This window comes from Pseudoclavibacter sp. RFBB5, from assembly GCF_002931555.1.
Classification (GTDB): Bacteria; Actinomycetota; Actinomycetes; order Actinomycetales; family Microbacteriaceae; genus Pseudoclavibacter.
Genome location: NZ_PSTZ01000003.1, coordinates 241,844 through 261,947 on the forward strand (window position 1 = coordinate 241,844; position 20,104 = coordinate 261,947).

A 20,104-nucleotide genomic window follows, 5' to 3' on the forward strand; every position below is an offset into this window, starting at 1 on the left:
GCCTGATCGCTGCGGCGTGTCGCGGCGCGGCTCGGGTTGCGCTGAAGGTGCGCTGGTTACGCTCGTTCGCATGCGCATCCCGTCGGAATCAAGTGAAGGATCACGGCACGACGGCGCGACTCCTCCACCGAGCGGATCGGCTGGCGGTGCCAGTTCGAAGGATGGTGGCGGCGCGGTCGGCCGCGGTGGCACCGACCGACGCGCGCGCGGACTCGAGGAGGTCGACGCCAGGCGGGTGCAGCGCGCAGATTTCGTGAAGCAGGTGCTCGCGAAGCGCGACGGTGGCGCGGATGATGGCGACGCCACTCAGGATCCCGCCGATGCGACGGCTGACGGCTCTGCAGCCGATGGCCCTGCAGCCGGCGGCGATGGCTCAGCCGATGGCGCTGCCGCCCCTCATGCTGCAGCCACCGGCGCTTCGACTCCCGGCGAGCCAGTCACCAACGCCCACGCGGATGCGAACGCGGGCGACGTGGAGACGCCGGCAGACGGGGAGATGCCGGCAGACGGGGAGACGACCCGCGAACCCAGGGGAGCGGATGCGGTCGCGCAGCCCTCCTCGAATGAGACCGTCGCCGTCGACGACTCGATCGTGAGCGCGCTGCGTGCCGAGGGGCGAACCGCGACGGGCGATCGAGATGCTGGACGGGGTGCCGCACCGCGTCCAGACCAGACCGTCGCCGTCGACGACTCGATCGTCGCGGCGCTCCGGGCGGAAGGCCGCACGGCGACGGGGGACCGCGACACCGGTCATGCCGGCGTCGCAGCGCAGGGCCCGGCCACGGGCACCCAGCCCGGTCAGGCGACGGCTCGGCCGCCCGCCGACGCGGCCCCGCCGACCGCGGCCATGCCGGTCGTGACGCAGCTGCGGGACGTCCCCGTCTCCGAAGCGCTGCCGGCTGCGCTCGCCCTGCTCCGCGGCTGGCGCGAGCAGGTGGCCGACGCCGACGCGAAGCGGGCCGCCGCGGTCGAGGCCGCTTCGAGTACTCGAGCGAAGCGGCGAGCCGACACGACCTCCGAGCTCGACCGTGTGCTCAGCGGGCCGGACGGCGAGGTGTTCCTCCGCTCCCTCATCGACGAGGTCATCCGCCCGGACGACGCGATCGCGGCCGGCAACGGCCTCGGCGACCTCGCCCCGAAGCTCCCCGCGAGCCTCTCGACCGGCACGAAGCGCGTGTTCCAGCTCGGCGCCTTCGCCGGCCCCGGAGTCCCATGGCTCGCGGTGCCGCTCATGCGTCGGGCGACAGCGGCGTTCTTCGGAGAGGACACTGTACGGAACGCACCAGCCGACCTCTCGGCCGCCGTCGAACGAGCCGCGTCTCGAGGGGCCGTCTCCCGCATCCGCCTGCTCGGCGACGAGGTGCTCGGCGAGCGCGCCTCGAACGCGCGCCTCGAGACCTACACGCAGCTCCTCGCAGCCGGCCAGATTCGCGAGCTCGAACTTCGTGTCGTCGACATCGAAGCGCAGCCAGCCCTCTGGGACTTCGACGGAACGCTCGAGCGCGTCGTGTTCAAGCTGTCCGCGCTCGGCCGGGCGGCTCTCACCGCGCCGACGCCTCCGCTGCTCATGCTGCGAGCTCAGTCGTCGACCGATCTCGAGCTGACCGTGCAGGCGTTCATGCGCGCCTTCGAGCAGGAGGAGCTGCGCGGCCTGCACGTGGGCATCTCCCTGCCCGCCCAGTTCCCCGAGACGCCCGGCCTGCTCCGCCGCATCGGCGGATGGGCGCACATGCGCCGCGAGGACCTCGGCTCCGACATCACGGTCGCCATCACGCGAGACGCGAACCACGACCTCGAGCGCGCCGACGCCGTCATCAACGGCTGGCGCCTCGCAACCTACGCGTCGGACGCCGACGTCGACGCCAACTTCGCGCGCCTCCTCGACGAGGCGCTCGCGATCGACCACGTCGCAGCGTTCCGGGTCGAGGTCGAAGCGGATGCGCGCCGCGACGTGGCACTCGCCGCCGCGATCGCGAACGCTCGAGGGCTGCCGAAACCGGTGAGGGTCGTCGTTCCTCGCTCGGCAGACGACGCGACCCTCGCTCGCATCCGCTCGGCCGGTGTCGAACTCGTCGAGCGCACCCCCGTCGTCGACGGAACCACGCAGCGCCACGCGGCCAGCTACCTGCAGCACCGGGTCGACGTGCGGGCCAGGCAGCTCGGCGCGGAGCCGGCCGACGCAGCATCCGCGACCGCCGCCGTCACGGCCGGTGCGGGTGCCGACGCCGTGCATCCCGATGACGAGCGACTCCTCAGCGCGACTGCCCGGATGCGGCAGATCGACTCAGGCCCGAACCGCGAACAGGACCGCGTGCTCGCCGACGACGCCGCCACCGTGACGGCGAGCATCCAGCTCGAGCTGTTCCCAGATGGCCTCTTCGAGGACGAGGAGCCCGCGGCCGAACGGCCGGCGCGCGTGAAGAAGCTGAAGCCGGCCTCGAAGCCCGTCATCGACGACGACGAAGAAGTCACCGAGAACCCTGCCGACACGGGCCCCAGCCCTCGCCTCACCGAAGTCGTGCTCGGGCTGAAGCGCGGCCGACTCCTGCGCAACACGTTCCGCAACTCGCCCGGCACCGACCCGTCGCTCGCCAGCAACCGCGACTGGCTCCTCTCCATCCAGCGTCGAGTGCCTCGCAGCGAGCTCGGCATCGACGAGGTCGAGCGGCACCTGCTGCACGAGCCTGGCGACGTGGATGCGCTGCTCTCGCGCGCAGAGCGCGCAGCCGAACCCTGGGCCCGGAAGCCGGGCTGGGAGCGGGCAGCCGTGCTCGAGAAGGTGGCGAAGGCGCTCGAAGCGAACCGAGCGCGTCTCATCGAGGTGGCCGTCTCAGAGACGGGGACCCCACTCCCCGACGTCGATGCCGACGTGAGCCGCTGCATCGACCTCGCCAACTACTACGCGCACCTCGCCCGCCAGCTCGACCGCATGCAGGGCGCCGACTTCGAACCCGTCGCCGTCACCGTCGTCACGCCGTCCTGGGTGCCCGCCGTCGCAGGCAGCGCGGGGCACACGGCGCAGGCGCTCGCGGCCGGCAGCGCGGTTGTCCTGAAGCCATCGCCTCGCACGCGCCGCACGGCGGCCGTCTTCGCCGAGGTGCTGTGGGATGCGGACATCCCACGCGACCTCGTGCAGCTCGCGATCTGCGACGAGAGCCTCCTCTCGGACGAGCAGCTCGGACAGATGCTCATCACCGACGACCGCGTGCAGCGGGTGCTGCTCAGCGGCAACTGGGAGACGGCGCGCTCGTTCCTGCGCTGGCGCCCCGACCTGCCGCTCATCGCGGCGACAAGCGGCAAGAACTCCATGATCATCACGCCGAGCGCCGACCTTGACCGGGCCGCCCTCGATGTCGCGCGCAGCGCGTTCCTCAGCGCGGGGCAGCGGCCCGGCCACGCCGGCACGGTCATCCTCGTCGGCTCCGTGGCCCGTTCGAAGCGCTTCCATGAGCAGCTCGCCGACGCCGTCGCGTCGCTGCGCATCGGCTACCCGAGCGACCCCGGCGCCGTCGTCGGGCCCCTCGTCTCCCCGCCCGACTCGCAGCTGCGCTTCGCGCTCACGTCCCTCGGCGAGGGCGAATCGTGGCTCGTCGAGCCGCGGCAGCTCGACGACACCGGCCGACTCTGGTCGCCCGGCATCCGCGTCGGCGTCAAGCCGGGCAGCTATCAGCACGTCACCGAGTTCTTCGGACCCGTGCTGAGCGTCATGCACACGCACACCCTGGATGAGGCCATCCGCCTGCAGAACTCGACTCAGTACGGGCTGACGGCGGGCATCCACTCGCTCGACCGCACCGAGATCGCCGAATGGCTGCGCCGGGTCGAGGCCGGCAACCTGTACGTGAACCGCGACATCCTCGGCAACACGCCCCAGCGTCAGCCGTTCGGCGGCTGGCTCCGCTCCATGGTCGGCACGGCCACCAAGTTCGGGGGCCCCAACTCGCTGCTCTCCCTCGGCGCGTGGCGCCCGAACCACGGCGAGCAGTCCCAGACCCTCCACCTGCGCGGCATCGATGAGCAGGCGACGGCGCTCATCGAGTCGGCGGCCCCGTTCATGGACTACGAGACCTTCGACCGCCTCCGCCGCGCCTCCCTCAGCGACCAGATCGCGTTCAACGAGGAGTTCGGCGAGGTCTCCGACGTCTCGAACCTGAAGTTCGAGCGCAACCTCATGCGATACATCCCGGCGCGCGCCACGGTCCGCGCGGCCGAGGACGCGACGCTCGCCGACCTCATCCGCGTCATCGTCGCCGCCCGCATCGTGCGCTCGAAGCCCGTCATCACGTCGGGCATCGAGGTGCCGGATGCGGTGCTCGCAGAGTTGCACGCGCAGGGCCTGACCGTGCAGCGCGAGACCGACGCCGAGTTCGCCGAGCGCGCCCGCACCGGTGGCATCGAGACGCTGCGCGTGCGCCTCATCGGCGGCAGGCGGCGAGAGTTCTGCGACGCCCTCCAAGGCGACCCGGACATCTCCATCTGGTCGGACGCGGTCACGCCCGCCGGCCGCATCGAGGCGCTCCCGTTCCTCCGCGAGCAGGCGATCTCCATCACCGCGCACCGGAACGGGCACCCCGACGCGCGCATGCAGCAGCTGTTCCCCTACGAGCAGACCATCGACCCGGACGCGCCCATCACGCAGGGCCCCATCAAGTCCCGCGGGTAGTGCGCTCAGGTGTCCCGGCAGCGCTGTCCAACATCAGTGCGATTTCGAGCTGAGATCGCGGTTGGAAGGTTTCAGTCGAGGATTTCGCACTGATGCTGGTCAGGCGTGGGGCGGATGTCGCAGAAGCCGCGCCGAGGCAGCGCTTCGTGGGATGGGGGCACGCCGATCTGCTGGGATGTGCCGAGCGCGTCCATCCAAGGACCGTGCGGACTTCTTGCGAGCGTGATGGGTTTTTACCCATCATCGGTCGGAGAAACCCCGCACGCGCATCCGTAGAACCCATCACAGTCGGAGAAACCCCGCACGCGGCGGCAGACCGCGCGTGGGAGGGCCGCCACGACCTCGGTCATCAAAGGACTGAGCGAGCGGATACGGGTGTCCTCCGTGCCGGTCGCCTACGATCGAACGCATGACTGTCGACGCCGACGGAACCCCCGACTCCCCGCGAACGCCTGACCCTGCGCGAGCCTTGGAGGCCCTGTCCCGCGAGCTGCCTGGCCGAGTGGTGACTGACCTGGCGGCGCTTGAGCTTCTGCGCGTCGACCGCTCCGGCGTGGTCGCGGCCGGAGTCCCGCTCGCGCTGGTCGAGGCGGAGTCGGTTGAGGATGTGCAGGCGGCGTGCCGCATCGCGAGCGAGCTCGGCGTCCCCATCGTCACGCGCGGAGCCGGCACGGGCCTCGCGGGAGGTGGGGCTGGCGGCGAGGGGGAGATCGTGCTCTCGACCCTGCGCATGAACCGGATCCTCGAGGTCTCGCCCGCCAACCAGCTTGCGGTCGTGCAGCCGGGCATCCTGAACGGCGCGCTCAACGAGCAGCTCGAGGGGCACGGCTTCTGGTGGGCGCCCGACCCGGCTTCCAAGCACATCTCGACGGTGGGCGGCAACATCGCGACGAACGCGGGTGGCCTGCTGTGCGCGAAGTACGGGGTGACGCGGGAGGCCGTGCTCGGGCTCAAGGTCGTGCTCATCGACGGCTCGGTCATCGAGGTCGGCCACCGAACGGTCAAGGGCGTCACGGGCCTCGACCTGTGCGCGCTCATGGTCGGTTCGGAGGGCACGCTCGGCGTGATCGTCGAGTGCACGCTCAAGCTGCGTCCGCTCGTGCCCGGGGTCGTGCCGACGATCGGCGCGTACTTCACCGACGTGGGGAGCGCGGCCCGTGCATCCGCCGCCGTCACCGCGTCCGGCATCCAGCCGGCCATCATGGAGCTCATGGACAGGGGCGTGCTGGCCGCCGTCTCCGCCTACACGGGTGTCGATCTCGCCTCGCACGGTGACTCGTACCTGCTGATCCAGACCGACGGCGCGAACGCGGTCGCCGAGGCCGAGGGCATCGTCGAGGTGCTGCGAGCCAACGGCGGCACGGTCTCGATGACCACGGATGCGCAGTCGGCGCTGACGCTCGTGGATGTGCGGCGCCAGGCGTATGCGGCGAAGGAGGCGCTCGGGAAGGTGCTGGTCGAGGACGTGTCCGTGCCCCGCGACAAGCTGCCTGAGATGTTCGCGAAGATCGACGAGGTCGCGGCGCGCACCGGCACGACGATCGTCACGGTCGCGCACGCCGGCGACGGCAACCTGCATCCGACGTTCATCTACGACCGGGCGGAGAGTGTCGTCCCGCAGGCGGTGTGGGATGCGGCCGACGAGCTCTTCACATACGCCATCTCGATCGGAGGCACGCTCACGGGGGAGCACGGGGTCGGCCTCCTCAAGCGCCAGTGGCTGGGTGAGGAGCTCGGCGAGCGCCAGTACGAGCTGCAGCGCGGGATCAAGCGCCTCTTCGACCCGCAGGGCCTCCTCAACCCGGGCAAGGTCTTCACCGAGTAGCCCGCGCCGCCGCTCGGTCGCGTTCCCAATTGACGGGAAATTTTGCGGGACCTCGGGCGTGCCGTCCAGGAGGATCGTCCGCGAAACAAGGGCGTCACATTCCGTCCACTAGTCTCGGGACATGGGTGACCTCTTCGACGGCTACAGCCAGGCTCTGACCAGGCAATCCCAAGCGGCGCTGTCGCCGCCATTCGACGAGATGTTCATGGGGGAGGCGCCCGAGGGCGAGCTGGATCCGCGGCGCACGTACCGAGATCTCTACGACGTCCTCTCGGGGATGACGCAGGAGCAGATCCGGCACCGCTCCGATTCGCTCGCCGACTCGTACCTCGCGCAGGGCGTCACGTTCGACTTCGCCGGCGAGGAGCGTCCGTTCCCGCTCGACGTGGTCCCCCGCGTCATCGAGCGCGCCGAGTGGCAGAAGACGGAAGCCGGCATCAAGCAGCGCGTGCGCGCGCTCGAGGCGTTCCTCGACGACGTGTACGGCGACCAGCGGGCCATCGCCGACGGCGTGATCCCGGCGAGCCTCATCGCCTCCTCGGTGCACTACCACCGCGTCGCGAAGGGCATCCGCACGGCGAACGGGGTGCGCATCCACGTCTCGGGCATCGACCTGATCCGGGATGAGCACGGCGAGATGCGCGTGCTGGAAGACAACGTGCGTGTCCCGTCGGGCGTCTCGTACGTCATCTCGAACCGCCGCGCCATGGCGCAGACGCTCCCGGAGCTCTTCTCCCGCATGCGCGTCCGCCCTGTCGGCGACTACCCGAACCGCCTGCTCGGCGCGCTGCGTGCATCCGCGCCGGACGGCATCGAGGACCCGACCGTGGTCGTCCTCACGCCCGGCGTCTACAACTCCGCGTACTTCGAGCACACGCTGCTCGCCCGCCTCATGGGCGTCGAGCTCGTCGAGGGCCGCGACCTGTTCTGCTCCGGCGGCCGCGTGTGGATGCGCACGACCGCCGGCCCCCAGCGCGTGGACGTCATCTACCGCCGTGTCGACGACGACTACCTCGACCCGCTGCAGTTCCGCCGCGACTCGATGCTCGGCTCGCCCGGCCTCATGATGGCGGCGCGGCTCGGCAACGTGACGATCGCGAACGCGGTCGGCAACGGTGTCGCCGACGACAAGCTCGTCTACACGTACATGCCCGACCTCATCCGCTACTACCTGTCGGAGGAGGCGATCCTGCCGAACGTCGACACGTGGCGTCTGGAGGAGCCGGACGCGCTCGAGGAGGTGCTCGATCGCCTCGACGAGCTCGTCGTGAAACCGGTCGACGGCTCGGGCGGCAAGGGCCTCATGATCGGCCCGAGCGCCAGCAAGCAGGAGCTCGACGAGATGCGCGTGCGCCTGCTCGCCGATCCGCGCGGCTGGATCGCGCAGCCCGTGGTGCAGCTCTCGACCATCCCGACGCTCGTGGAAGACGGGATGCGGCCGCGTCACGCCGACCTGCGCCCGTTCGCCATCAACGACGGCCACGACGTGTGGGTGCTGCCCGGCGGCCTCACCCGCGTCGCGCTGCCGGAGGGGCAGCTCGTCGTGAACTCGAGCCAGGGCGGCGGCTCCAAGGACACGTGGGTGGTCGGCGCCGAGCGCAGCTTCTCCAAGCCCCAGCCTCACGGCGTCGAGGAGCTGCTCGACGACCAGGCCGACATGTCGGAGACGCCGCACCCCGTGACGGGTGTGCTTCGCGTCATCCCGCACCGCCAGGACCACATGCCGCAGGACGCCCCCAAGCGCGGCGACCAGCAGCAGACGCAGCAGCAGACGCAGGGGCGGGCCTCCCAGGCTCAGTCGCATTCGCACGCTCAGTCAGAGCAGATCCAGCAACAGCAGCAGGCGCGCTCGGAAGCGCCCGTCGCGGCTGGGCCTGCCGACACGAACCAGAAGGGAACGGACGCATGCTGAGCCGTATCGCCGAGTCGCTCTTCTGGATCGGCCGCTATGTCGAGCGGGCCGACGGCACCGCGCGCATCCTGGACGTGCACCTGCAGCTGCTGCTCGAGGACCCGTGGGTCGACGAGGCGACGGCCTGCCGCTCGCTCCTGAGCGTCATGGGCGCTGCGGATGTGCAGCCGGATGCCGAGCTGACCCGCTCTGACGTGCTGAACCTCATGGCCGTCGACCGCTCGCAGCCCGCCTCGATCGCCTACTCGGTGAACGCGGCCCGCGAGAACGCTCGCCGCGCCCGTGAGATCGTGTCGACGGAGCTGTGGGAGTGCCTCAACGCCACCTACTCGCGCATGCCGTTCAGCGTGCGCCAGGAGAAGGTGCACGACCTGTTCGCGTGGGTTCGCGAGCGCTCGGCGCTCGCGGTGGGTGTCGTCAACTCGGCGGCGAGCCGCGACGACGCGTACCAGTTCATGATGCTCGGCCGCTCGCTCGAGCGCGCCGACATGACGGCACGCCTGCTCGCGACGCGTTCGCTCACGGAGGCGTCCGGCGCTTCCTGGACGACGATCCTCCGCTCGTGCGGCGCGTATGAGTCGTACCTGCGCACCTATCACGGCATGCCCTCCGCGGCGAACGCGGCGGAGTTCCTGCTCCTCGACCGTCTCTTCCCACGGTCGATCCAGTACTCGGTGTCGACGGCGCTCTCCTGCCTCTACGACATCCAGCCCCGCCACGAGCGCGGCGGCCGCGTCGGAGTCACCGACCAGGCACAGCGCCTGCTCGGCCAGATCTCGTCCGACCTCGAGTACCGGCCCATCCACGACACCCTGGCCGACCTGCCCCGCTACATGGATGGCGTGCAGGACGCGGTGTCTCGGGCCTCCGAGGCCATCCGCCAGCGCTACTTCCCGTCGATCACAGCCCCGAGCTGGGTGGGAGACAACTCATGAGCCGCATCCGCATCCGCCACTCCACCGGCTTCCGGTACGAGGGCGACGTCACGACCTCGTACAACGAGGCCCGCATGCTGCCGATGGCCAACAACGGCCAGTTCGTGCTGTTCGGGCACCTCGATGTCACGCCGCACTCGTCGACGCACAACTACTCCGACTACTGGGGTACGAAGGTGACGGCGTTCGAGGTGCTGAACCCGCACTCGGAGCTGTCGCTGACGGCGTCGAGCCTCGTCGAGGTGCGGCAGCGTCCCGAGGCCGGGCAGCTGTCGCTGAGCTGGGATGAGCTCGCGCGCGAGCGGCTCCGCAGCGTCGAGCTCGTCGAGCAGACGGCGCAGACGCGCCTCACGATGCCGCCGGAGGATGTCAAGGCGCTCGCGGCTGAGGTCAAGGGCGCGAACACCGGACCGGCATCCACGGCGATGGAGATCCTGCACCTCGTCTACGAGGCCGTCGCCTACGAGGGCGGAGTGACGGGCGTCCGCACGACGGCCGCCGAGGCGTGGGAGCACAAGCGCGGCGTCTGCCAGGACATCTCGCACATCGCGCTCGGAGCGCTTCGAGCTGCCGGGATTCCCGCGATCTACGTGTCCGGCTACCTGCACCCGCGGCCGAACGCCGAGATCGGTGAGACGGTGAGCGGCGAGTCGCACGCGTGGATCGAGTACTGGGACGGCGAGTGGCGAGGCTGGGACCCGACGAACGACATCCCGATCGGCGAGCGCCACGTGCTTGTCGGCCGCGGCCGCGACTACAACGACGTGCCTCCACTGCGCGGCGTGTACGCGGGACCGTTCTCCTCGCAGCTGTTCGTGAAGGTCGACATCACGCGGGAGGCCTAGTCATGCCGGGCTCGGGCACCGGCCCGCAGGGCGGATCTGCCGGCGGTTCGCACGGCGGCTCGCAGGGTCGTGCGGATGCGCGCGGTCCGGCCGCACCGAAGCCCGACCCGACCGGTGCGCCGGCGACGTTCGTGGTCCCGACGGGTCATGGCGTGGACGTGCACGTCTACGAGTGGGCCTGCGTGTCGCCGCGCGGCGTGCTCCACCTGTCGCACGGCTCGGGTGAGCACGCGAAGCGCTACGACGCGTATGCGCGCGACCTGGTAGCCGCGGGTTACGCGGTCGTCGCGCACGACCAGCTCGGGCACGGGCAGACGGGCCTCGGCTCTCTTGGGCTCTCGGCGCTGCCGGCGACCGAGAATCGGGCCGCGCTCGAGGCGCTCGAGGACATCTCCGCCTGGGTTCGGGACCGCTACCCGCAGCTCCCGCTGATCCTGCAGGGGCACTCGTGGGGCTCGTTGCTCGCGCAGCAGCTCCTGGTGCGCGATTCGGCGTTCTTCTCGGCGTGCATCCTCACCGGCACGGCCCTCGCGTTGCCCGGTTTCACGAACCCGGGCAACCTCAACAAGCGGTTCGAGCCCGACGAGACCGGCCTCATGTGGCTGAGCCGCAACCCGGAGGCGCGGCGAGCGTTCGCCGACGACGAGCTGTGCTTCGACATCGCGAAGACGCCCGTGTGGTCCACGCGAGGCGCGTTGCAGCTCATTCACGTCCCACCCCGTGCCGCCTCGGGGACGCTCGACGACGTGCCCGTGCTGATCCTCGCCGGCTCGGAGGATTCGGTCGGTTACGGCGAGCGCGGGCCTCGTGCCCTCGCGCGGTTGTATCGGAAGCGTTCGAAGCTCAGCGACGTGACGCTCAAGATCTACCCGGAGGCGCGGCACGAGCTGCTCAACGAGCTGAACCGTGACGAGGTCATCGCCGACATCGTCGCGTGGCTGGATGCGCGCATCCCGCCGCTCTTGTAGCGGTTGCGCCGTAGAGTGCTTCCATGCACGGTGAGTACAAGGTTCCTGGCGGGAAGCTCGTCACAGTCGACCTCGAGGTGGAGGGCGGTCGGATCGTCGACGCGCACCTCGCGGGCGATTTCTTCCTCGAGCCAGACGAGGCGCTCGACGACATCAACGGCGCGCTGAACGGGTTGCCTGCGGACGCGAGCGCGGAGGAGATCACGGCCGCGGTGCGCGATGGTCTTCGGGAGGATGCGCAGCTGCTCGGCGTCACGCCTGAGGCCGTCGGCGTGGTGGTCCGCCGGGCCGTGCTCGGTGCCCGCGACTGGCGCGCGTACGACTGGCAGATCCTGCATCCGGGGCCCCTGACGCCTCGCGAGCATGTCGCTCTCGACCAGGTGCTGACCGAGGAGGTCGGCGCTGGCCGACGCCCCGCGACGCTGCGCCTGTGGGAGTGGGACGAGACGGCCGTCGTGCTCGGCTCGTTCCAGTCGGTGAAGAACGAGGTCGACCAGGAGAACCTCGACAAGTACGGGGTGCAGCTCGTGCGGCGCATCACGGGTGGCGGCGCCATGTTCATGGAGGCCGGCTCGGTGGTGACGTACTCGCTGTACGTGCCGAGCGATCTTGTGCACGGCATGTCGTTCGCGGAGTCGTACGCCTTCCTCGACTCGTGGGTGCTGGATGCGCTGCACGGCCTCGGCATCAACGCCAGGTACGAGCCGCTCAACGACATCGCGAGCCCGTCTGGCAAGATCGGTGGAGCCGCGCAGAAGCGCCTGGGTTCCGGCGCGGTGCTGCACCACGCGACCTTGAGCTACGACATCGACGGCGACCGCATGACGGAGGTGCTGCGCATCGGCCGCGAGAAGCTGAGCGACAAGGGCACGCAGTCCGCGAACAAGCGCGTGAGCCCCCTGCGGTCGCAGACGGGCATGGAGCGCTCGGCGATCATCGACCACTTCAAGACGACGTTTGTGGAGCACTATGGCGGTACGCCCGCCGAGCTGTCGGACGAGGAACTCGCGCGGGCTCGTGAGCTGGCGCAGTCGAAGTTCGCGTCGAGGGAGTGGACGCACCGGGTTCCGTAGCTTCGGACGCTGCGGTGGTCGCGTGCAGTACCGTCATGCGCAGCTGATTCGCCGTGCTGGCGCGAATCAGCGTGGTCGGGTTTCGATGGGAGTTGTCCCGTATCGCGCCATGAGCAGGAGGACAAGCGCGCTCCCGGCGAGGAGCCCGTCGGCGATTCCGGCAGGGAGCATGAACATCATGAGCGTCAGCGTGATGAAGCAATTCAGGAGGGTGAGCGCGAAGCCCCACATGCGGTTCCGCAGAAGACCGATCGCGCCGACGATGCGCAGGGCCGCGAAGACCCCGCTCATGGCCATCATCAGGTACAGGTGCTCGTCGAAGAACGGCACGATGAACGAGAAGCCGCGCTCCATGACGGATGCGTCGGCATCGACGGCGAGCAGGACGATCAGGCCGAGGAACGGGATGCCCTCCATCAGGACTCCCTGCACGAGCTGAAGGACCGCCGCCCACTTCAGGTGCGGGCCGGTTCTGGATTCCGTGCGGCGTTCTCTCACGGGGCGAGTCTAGACGCGAGCGAACGACGGGATGCTCGTCGAGCGAAGAACGCGAATTCACTCCTGTGGTCTGCTTTCAGGCTTACCGGCGGGTAGAAGTCCCCATCGCGCGGATCCGCCAAGGCCCGTAGCCTGGCCAGGCGATTCACTTGGGGGGCCGATGGGCGCAGGAGTAGGTGTTTTCGCGCGTCCGCGCGCCGTGGGGGTTGCTCGGCATCCGCTGCCACGTGGGCGATCAGGTGAACGTGGGCAAGTCGCCTCGGCCGGGGGCCCGCGATGAAGCAGTCGCATCCGATCGCGGACGAGTTCACGGCCGAGTTCAACGTCTTCCGGGCGTCGTCGTCGAGGGTGACGTTGTCGATGCCGCTGTGGGCGTTCATCATGGACAGCCGTTCGGCGAGCCTGCGGCCGGTGCTGGTCACGAGGGCTGACGCGCACGTCTCTCGCTTCGTGTTGGAGGAACTGCGCGCCGCGAACGGCCAGTGGGCAGTCGATACCGGCTCGGGGGTGTACGACACGCGTTCGGGGTATCGGCTTCGCGGGTTCTCGGAGCTCTGGATGGGGGTGCCTGCTGGTCGACACCGACTCGAGGGTTTCGAGGCGACTCGGTCGAGCGGGCTTGGGGCGCTGAGTTTCGATATGCATGTGCGCACACGGGCGGAGAAGCAGGCTCGTGTGGGGGCAGTGGTGCGCCATCTGTTTGCTGGCCTGGGTGGCGAGACCCCTGAGCGGTGGGGGCGCTATGACCCGCTGACGCAGCCGTGGTCGGAGGACGCGCTCACGGAGGAGCTGCGCCGCGAGATGCCGGTAGCCCGGCGGCGGTATGTGGCCGGGAGTGGCGGCGCGGTGGGCAGTGTGTCGGCCGCGCGTTCCCGCGACGGTGTTCTGGTGCAGGCGCGCGGCGTGGTGCCGATCGGCACGTACGAGCGGCCTGGAGACGGTGCGGGGTTGTCGTTGGAGGCGGTGCCGACAGTTCTGCCGACGCTGGTGGAGCTGGGTGAGCGCTTCGTGCCGAACGTCGTGCTGGTCTCCCACGTGCAGGTGGAGGAGCGGCTGGGCTCAGTCGGGCAGTCCGTGGGTCTTCGGCCTGCGGATGTGCCGATCGCGGCCCTGCTGGGCGCGAGGGCGGTGCGCGACCTTCGCATCGACGTGGATCGGGTTCGCGAGGAGTTCGGTGCGGTGCCGGTTGGTTCGCGGCGTGCTCCGTCGTTGATTGTCGGATTCAGCGAGCTGGCGCCGTTCTGGCACCGCTTGCGGGCGTTTGCCCATGACCTCGACGAGGAGCGTCTCGGCATGGCGCTGTCGGCTGAGCTTGGGGGTGTGTGACGTGCCTCTGGAGTTGGTGATGTTGAGCGATGTGATGCCGTCGCAGGAGTTGCAGTTCGGTGCGGCGAAGGGGCTGCACCCGAATGGTCAGGTGGCGCACTTCCTGGACGGCGCGGTGCTGCAGTACTTCGACGCCGAATGGTGCCCGTTGCTGACGGTGTACGAGACGGCGCCGGTGTTCGATTCGGTGGGGGCGCGGGCGTCGATTCGTGGTGCTCCGGCGTCGTTGTCGTTGTCGTTGTGGACGGAGATGACGGTGCCAGCGGGGGAGCTGGCGCCGGGGCGCGAGTTGGCGGAGCGGATCGCTGCGGCGACTGCAGGTGTGATCAGAGAGCGAGTGTGACGCGATGGCGGAGTGGCAGATCAACCCGGGCGGTGTGAAGACAGTGCTGACCGCGGTGATCGGGGCAGAGTCTGAGGTGCTCCCCACGGTGAGCGCGGAGAACGTGGCCGGGGTGCTGAGCGCGTTGGCGTGGGGTGGCGAGTGGACGGCGTGTGTGGGCTCGGCGGTGCAGGGGCTGGTGACAGACCAGCAGGCGAGCGTGGACACCATCTGCCAGACGATCTCCGCAGGGGTGACAGGTGTGTCGAACGCGACGCTCGCGTACGAGGCGGGGCAGACGGCCATGGCCGCGTCCTTCCAGTCGGAGATGATGGCGTCGGCAGAGGACGGGGACTTCTCGTTCTTCGACCAGTACGGATATCAAGGTGCCTGAGGCACACGGCGCCGACCCGGGCGGCCTCATCGACCCGGCCCTGTTCCCCTGCAAGTCTGCCGACCTAAACACGGAGACCATCGCGTCGGGCGGCGACCAGCTCGCGTCGATGGGCACGAACCTGAAGTCGAAGGTCGATGCCGTGGAAACGGCGTGGACTCCGATCGCCGAGCCCTACCAGGCGCCGGAGCAGGAGAGCGTGTACGCGCTGATGACGCCAGCGGTGGATGCGGCTGGCGACGTGTCCTCGCGATTCACGTCGGCGCAGGGGCACATCGACACGTACGCGTCGTCGCTGTCGACGATCAAGACCACGCTGGCTGATCTTGAAACGCGAGCGGCTGACTTCCGGACTGAAGCGCTCGCCGGGTACAAGAGGTACGTAGACAGCCAGGGCAAGGTGCCCGAGATGTCGCTCAGCTACAACAAGCCGAACGTGCTCGTGGACTGCTCGTGGGAGGAGCATCCGCCCGCGGTCGAGAAGAACGACGCTCTGCTGGCCGAGTACAACGTCATTCTCGAGTCGATCTCGACGGCCGCGACGACGTGCGCGAACAGCATCAACGGCTTGCTGACGGGCGTGTGCGCGGCGCCGTTGGTGCCGGTGACGGCCGAGCAGCTGGCTTCACTGGACGAACCGATGGCGTGGGGTTCCCCGTCGAAGGAGGCGGAAGGCGTTCAGCAGTCCATTCAGAAAGGCTTCGACAATTTCGTCGGTGGCACGTTCGAAGGCGGTAAAGCGCTGCTGGGGTTCCACCCGGTGACGGGTGAGTGGTCGGTGGCGAACATCGTGACCACGCTTGGTGGCACGGCCGATTTTCTGGTGTCGAGCGCCGCGCTCGTGTTGACGGTGCCCGCTTCATGGCTGCTGAAGGAGACCACCGGCAAGAGCGACCTCACCGACTTCCTGGACGACCGCATCAACCTCGCGGCGACGGGTTGGGGTGGGATGGTCGGTTGGGATCATCAGGCGGCCCTAGCTGGTGGTGATGGCTGGGCGAAGTGGAAGGAAGACGGCGTCGCGGCGGGCGCTGAGGTGGTGTTCGGTGGGTTGGCGATGATCGTCCCCGGGGTGAACGCGGCGAAGATCGGGACGATGGCGGCGCGGGTTCCCGGCATGGTGGCGAAGCTCCCGAACGGGGTCGCGGCAGGCGCGGCGAAGACCGCGTTGGCGTTCAGCAAAGCGGGGTCGTTCCTGGTCGGGAACAAGCCCGGGGTGACGCCGTTGTCGAAAGCGAAGGGGCTCACCTCGCCGGTGTCGTCGGCTGGTGGGCACGCGGCCCTCGACGCGTTGGGCGAGTCCGGGGGTGGACCTGGTCGCGGGCCAGACGCCCCCGAGCGGGTGCCTTCTGGTGTGCCGGTTCGGCAGCCCGAGGGAAACCCGAATCCGGCGCTGGGTGACGGGGCGGGGCGCAAACCAGGTGACGATGCGAGTGTGGACGTCCCCGAGGAGGGGCGGACCCCTGCCTCGCCAAACGGCTCCGGACCTGAGGTTCCCGCGCCGGGCCGAACCCCGGGCTCACCGGGCGGGCTGATTGACGACCACGGGGGAGTGCGTGACCCGAGTGGTCGCGGGCCTGAACTAGACGGTGACGGAAAGCCCGACGCGCGCGATCCAGAGTCGGCCTCGCTCAAGTCGGGCGTCCCAGCCTCCGATGGTGGCATCCCAGATCCGACGAGCGTCGACCCGTACAAGGCGACGCTGGGCGTCAACGACACGGTGCCGGAGCTTTCCGACGCGTTCGACAAGCTCTTCGACGACCGCACAGAGGCTGCGGCTGCGCGTGTGGAAGCGGTTGCCGCGCAGAACGCCAAACTCGCCGAGCTCGCGGAGCACGGCATCGACGTCAGCAAGAGCGAGCTGACCAAGGGCACGATCGAGAAGACAATCGCCGCACAAATCGGTGATGTGAATGCGGATCCGATGCTCGCGCCAGAGGTCAAGGCCCATCTCGCTCAGAAACTGCTTGAGCTCGAAAAGCTGTCCTGGGCGGAGCGGGACGGTTTGACTGCGCAGCTCAAACTCTCGGAGGATATGGGCGATCAGGCAGCGAAGGATGTGATTGCTTCGCAGGACGCGTCGCTTTTGTATGAGTCGAAGCCGGGTAAGCACTCGTTCGATCAGGTTGGTTTGTCGGAGGACGGGTCCACACTGGTCATCACGGAAGCGAAGGGTGGTGCCTCCTCGTTGAGCAAGGCTGGGCGTGTCTTGCCGGATGGGACTCGCGCTCCGCAAGGATCGACGATGTACTTCAACGACGTGTTCCGCGTGGACAAGCAATTGCAGCAACACCTCGCGGAGAATCCTGCGCTTGCCGAAGGGCTCGCCGATGGGTCCATCAAGGTGTCGTACCAGCTGGTGAAAGCGAAGGAAAACGGTAGCGTCACCGTGCAAGAAATTGTGTTGAACCCGAACGCGCTCGACCTCGGACTCGGAAAGTAAGGGAGAACTCATGGTGGAACTGGTGATGGCCGACGAGGCCCGCGTGCAGGAAATCGTCACGGCCTTTCGCGACGTCGCCTGGCCGCTTCCCGTAGAGGACGGCAAGCGCCTGGCGGATAGTCTCGGGTGGCGCATGGAGATGGACCTGAGTAACGGGGCTCAGTATTTTTCAGGCATGCTCGACGCTGCTGGTGGCACCGCGGATGTGCTCGTCTCTTACTTGGACGTCGACGTCGCCGAGGTCAAGGTCAACCTGTGCAACTTCTCGAAGGAGCACGCGCGGAAGGACATGCTCGCTGTGCGTAAGCAGATGACGGCGTGTGTGAAGTCTGTGCTCGGGGAGCCGTCGGGCAAGCAGCGAGGGAACGCCTACTGGGACTTGGAGAACCGCGGGCGGATCTGGGCGAAAAACATCGACCTGACTGTGCTCTTGCAGATTCTCCACCCGCGCTACGCGGACATCGAGCGGGCTGAGGAGCACTTCGGTATTCCTGAGGACCGGGTTCCGGGAACTGGCAGCGAGAGCGATTACCTGTAGGTGGTGGCTTGTCAGAGGCTTACCGAGTAACCATGTCCGAAGTAGGAGACACGAACCCCCGACTCATCGTCGCCGACACGGCACAGGTGCAGCGGATCGTCGCTGCGTTTCGAGACGTCGAATGGCCGCTCTCCGCGGAGCGTGAGCGCGAAATCGCGAGCGCGTTGGGCTGGCGATTAGATCGTCAGCGAGCCAGAGGCGCGAGCTACTACTCCGGGATGCTTGATGCCGCGGGCGGACACTCAGACGTAGGGGTCTCGAGCTCAGACGGCAACGTCTCCGAGGTTCGCGTCAAGTTGTCCAACTTCTCCCGGGAACACTCGAGCGGGGACATCTTGGCGGTTCGTAAGAGCATGACCGAATGCGTCGAGACGGTGCTGGGGAAGCCGAGTGGCAAGCAGCGCGGAAATGCGTTCTGGGACCTGGAGAGCCGCGGTCGTATCTGGGTTGAGAGCATCGACTACACGGTCCTTCTACATGTGCTGCATCCTCGCTACGCGGACATCGAACGTGCCGAGGAGCGCCTCGGTATCCCGGACGATCGCATCCCAGGGACCGGCGACGAGAGCGACTACCTGTAGGTCGTGGCTTGTCGAAGGTTTACCGAGCAACCGTGTCCGTAGCAGGAGACACGAAACCCCGACTCATCGTCGCCGACACCGCGCACGTGCAGCGCATCGCCGCTGCGTATCGAAACGTCGACTGCAACAGGGCATGGGACGAAGAAGTGATCGAATGGCATTTCTGCCGGAGATTCAACCCGTGGACCCGAGATGCGGCGCCGGACGAGCACTCCTGGATTGACGAGCAAGAGGCGCGAAGGCGCTACCGAACGTCGGGCGAGAGCCTCACGTTGGTGCCGCCCGTGGATGTGAAGACGGGCATCGCGCCGTACTACATCGTCGTAACTCCGCGCGAGCATCCGTCCTTCACTGTCGTGCAGCAGGTGTCCCCTGCGTTCGGCGTAGGAGCGAAAGCCTCTGAGATTTGGTGGAAGAGCCTGGGGGACGGTCGCCTGTTCTCCCACATCGCATCGGTGTACGAGTACGGGATCTACAACCCACAGCTGCCGCCGCAGGTGTTCCAGCCTGTGGCGAAAGTTCAGTCGCACAACAACGAGGACGGGACAGGGTGGACCAACTTCGTCGAGTTCAACCCGCCATCGCGGATGCGAGCTGATCGGGACCAGGTTCTCGTGGATGAGATGTACGCCGCCGAACCAGCTTGGAGTGAGTGGGACGCCCTGGTCTGAGCGCCGATCACTGTCCGCAGGGCGGCCCGGTCCACTTACGGGCAGGTGCACGTCGGTTGGCTGGTGGTGATGGTTGGGCGAAGTGGAAGGAAGATGGGGTCGCGGCGGGTGCTGAGGTGGTGTTCGGTGGGTTAGCGATGCTGATCCCGGGCGTGAACGCGGCGAAGATCGGGACGGTCGCGGCACGCGTTCCCGGCATGGTCGCGAAGCTCCCTGACGGGGTCGCGGCAGGAGCGGCGAAGACAGCGTCGGCGTTCAGCAAGGCGGGGTCGTTCCTGGTGGGGAACAAGCCTGGAGTGACGCCGTTGTCGGAAGCGAAGGGGCTGACCTCGCCGGTGTCGTCGTCTGGTGGGCACGGAGCCCTCGACGCGTTGGATGCCGTGGGTGAGACTGATGTGGCGCCCGGGGGTGTGTCTGGTCGTCCGCCGGGTTCTGATTCGGGTGGGGGAGATTCGTCAGGCGGGTACTCCGGGACTGGTGTGGACGGGGCGACCGCGCCCGAGTCGAAACCGCCGCACGCGGATACGGCGATCGATCAGAAGGATGCGCCGCGGAAGCCGGTGAAGCCTGACGATTACGAGGCGGCGTTGGAGCGTGCGCCGAAGAATGGTGACGGTGTGCCGATCGATCCGCGGACGGGCGAGCCGCTGAGTGGTGTCGGGGAGGATGGCCCACAGAAGTGGCACTTGAAGTGGGACCCGGAGGCGGGTGAGGCGGGCGAGTTTGTGGCTCGAAACCCTGGGCAGGGGTTTGTGGAGCCTGGTTCGCGTGCGCCGAAAGCTGGCTATGATCCGGCGATTGGTGAGACGTACGCGTCTGGGGATGGGACGAACCCTGGTGAGTATCCGCCGTCGATTCCTGAGCGCACGTGGGATCCGGATTCTGGGGTGCCTGGGCATGACTATGTGACACCGACCTCGGAGAAGGGGGGTGGAGTATCAGTCGCAGATCAGTGGTTGGGAGGTGCTCCCGGATGGGACGCAGTCCGAGTATCGTTGCCGCGTTTCGAGACGTCGTCTGGCCGCTTCCCATAGAGGACGGCAAGCGCCTGGCGGATGGCCTCGGGTGGCGCATGGAGATGGACATGAGCAATGGAGCTCAATATTTGAA

Annotated in this window: 15 protein-coding genes; 14 read left to right on the plus strand and 1 reads right to left on the minus strand. The window is 68.3% G+C overall.

Translation table 11 applies throughout. From position 1 onward, the window contains the following. The first annotated feature begins 70 nt into the window (after nt 1-70). From C5B97_RS04425 to C5B97_RS04455, 7 genes are all read left to right on the plus strand, one after another. Nucleotides 71-4,663 carry a proline dehydrogenase family protein gene (locus C5B97_RS04425; RefSeq protein WP_104310910.1) on the plus strand — a complete coding sequence of 1,531 codons (4,593 nt, stop codon included), beginning with the start codon at nt 71-73 and terminating at the stop codon, nt 4,661-4,663. Nucleotides 4,664-5,072: 409 nt separating this feature from the next. Further along, the gene (locus C5B97_RS04430) at nt 5,073-6,488 is read left to right on the plus strand and encodes an FAD-binding oxidoreductase (RefSeq protein ID WP_104310911.1); all 1,416 of its coding nucleotides are present in this window, start codon (nt 5,073-5,075) and stop codon (nt 6,486-6,488) included. 121 nt (nt 6,489-6,609) lie between these two features. Next, complete coding sequence (locus C5B97_RS04435; protein ID WP_104310912.1) at nt 6,610-8,400, plus strand: circularly permuted type 2 ATP-grasp protein; 1,791 nt, start codon at nt 6,610-6,612, stop codon at nt 8,398-8,400. Continuing rightward, nucleotides 8,394-9,335: an alpha-E domain-containing protein gene (locus C5B97_RS04440; protein ID WP_068478330.1), complete on the plus strand. Its 942-nt coding sequence runs from the start codon at nt 8,394-8,396 to the stop codon at nt 9,333-9,335. Before C5B97_RS04435 ends, C5B97_RS04440 begins: the two co-directional genes overlap by 7 nt. After that, the gene (locus tag C5B97_RS04445; RefSeq protein WP_104254567.1) at nt 9,332-10,180 is read left to right on the plus strand and encodes a transglutaminase family protein; all 849 of its coding nucleotides are present in this window, start codon (nt 9,332-9,334) and stop codon (nt 10,178-10,180) included. Before C5B97_RS04440 ends, C5B97_RS04445 begins: the two co-directional genes overlap by 4 nt. Nucleotides 10,181-10,182: 2 nt before the next feature. After that, nucleotides 10,183-11,148 carry an alpha/beta fold hydrolase gene (locus C5B97_RS04450; RefSeq protein ID WP_104310913.1) on the plus strand — a complete coding sequence of 322 codons (966 nt, stop codon included), beginning with the start codon at nt 10,183-10,185 and terminating at the stop codon, nt 11,146-11,148. Between the two features lie 23 nt (nt 11,149-11,171). Beyond that, the gene (locus tag C5B97_RS04455; RefSeq protein WP_104310914.1) at nt 11,172-12,221 is read left to right on the plus strand and encodes a lipoate--protein ligase; all 1,050 of its coding nucleotides are present in this window, start codon (nt 11,172-11,174) and stop codon (nt 12,219-12,221) included. Between the two features lie 66 nt (nt 12,222-12,287). On the opposite strand, the gene C5B97_RS04460 is transcribed toward C5B97_RS04455, so the two are convergent. Beyond that, the gene (locus C5B97_RS04460; RefSeq protein WP_104310915.1) at nt 12,288-12,719 is read right to left on the minus strand and encodes a DUF2127 domain-containing protein; all 432 of its coding nucleotides are present in this window, start codon (nt 12,717-12,719) and stop codon (nt 12,288-12,290) included. A gap of 276 nt (nt 12,720-12,995) precedes the next feature. Between C5B97_RS04460 and C5B97_RS04465 the strand changes: the two genes are divergently transcribed. From C5B97_RS04465 to C5B97_RS04495, 7 genes are all read left to right on the plus strand, one after another. Next, nucleotides 12,996-14,045, plus strand: coding sequence for a DUF6177 family protein (locus C5B97_RS04465; protein ID WP_104310916.1), 1,050 nt, complete (start codon nt 12,996-12,998; stop codon nt 14,043-14,045). 19 nt (nt 14,046-14,064) lie between these two features. Further along, the gene (locus C5B97_RS04470) at nt 14,065-14,388 is read left to right on the plus strand and encodes a hypothetical protein (RefSeq protein ID WP_181026901.1); all 324 of its coding nucleotides are present in this window, start codon (nt 14,065-14,067) and stop codon (nt 14,386-14,388) included. Between the two features lie 4 nt (nt 14,389-14,392). Further along, entirely contained in the window at nt 14,393-14,761 is a 369-nt protein-coding gene (locus tag C5B97_RS04475; RefSeq protein WP_104310918.1) for a DUF6507 family protein, read from the plus strand. After that, nucleotides 14,754-17,204 carry a hypothetical protein gene (locus C5B97_RS04480; RefSeq protein ID WP_104310919.1) on the plus strand — a complete coding sequence of 817 codons (2,451 nt, stop codon included), beginning with the start codon at nt 14,754-14,756 and terminating at the stop codon, nt 17,202-17,204. The genes C5B97_RS04475 and C5B97_RS04480 overlap by 8 nt, the downstream gene beginning before the upstream one ends. A 10-nt stretch (nt 17,205-17,214) precedes the next feature. Beyond that, nucleotides 17,215-17,742 carry a DUF6301 family protein gene (locus tag C5B97_RS04485; RefSeq protein ID WP_104310920.1) on the plus strand — a complete coding sequence of 176 codons (528 nt, stop codon included), beginning with the start codon at nt 17,215-17,217 and terminating at the stop codon, nt 17,740-17,742. 32 nt (nt 17,743-17,774) lie between these two features. Continuing rightward, nucleotides 17,775-18,323, plus strand: coding sequence for a DUF6301 family protein (locus tag C5B97_RS04490; RefSeq protein WP_104310921.1), 549 nt, complete (start codon nt 17,775-17,777; stop codon nt 18,321-18,323). Between the two features lie 86 nt (nt 18,324-18,409). Then, the gene (locus C5B97_RS04495; RefSeq protein WP_104310922.1) at nt 18,410-18,994 is read left to right on the plus strand and encodes a hypothetical protein; all 585 of its coding nucleotides are present in this window, start codon (nt 18,410-18,412) and stop codon (nt 18,992-18,994) included. Nucleotides 18,995-20,104: the final 1,110 nt, after the last annotated feature.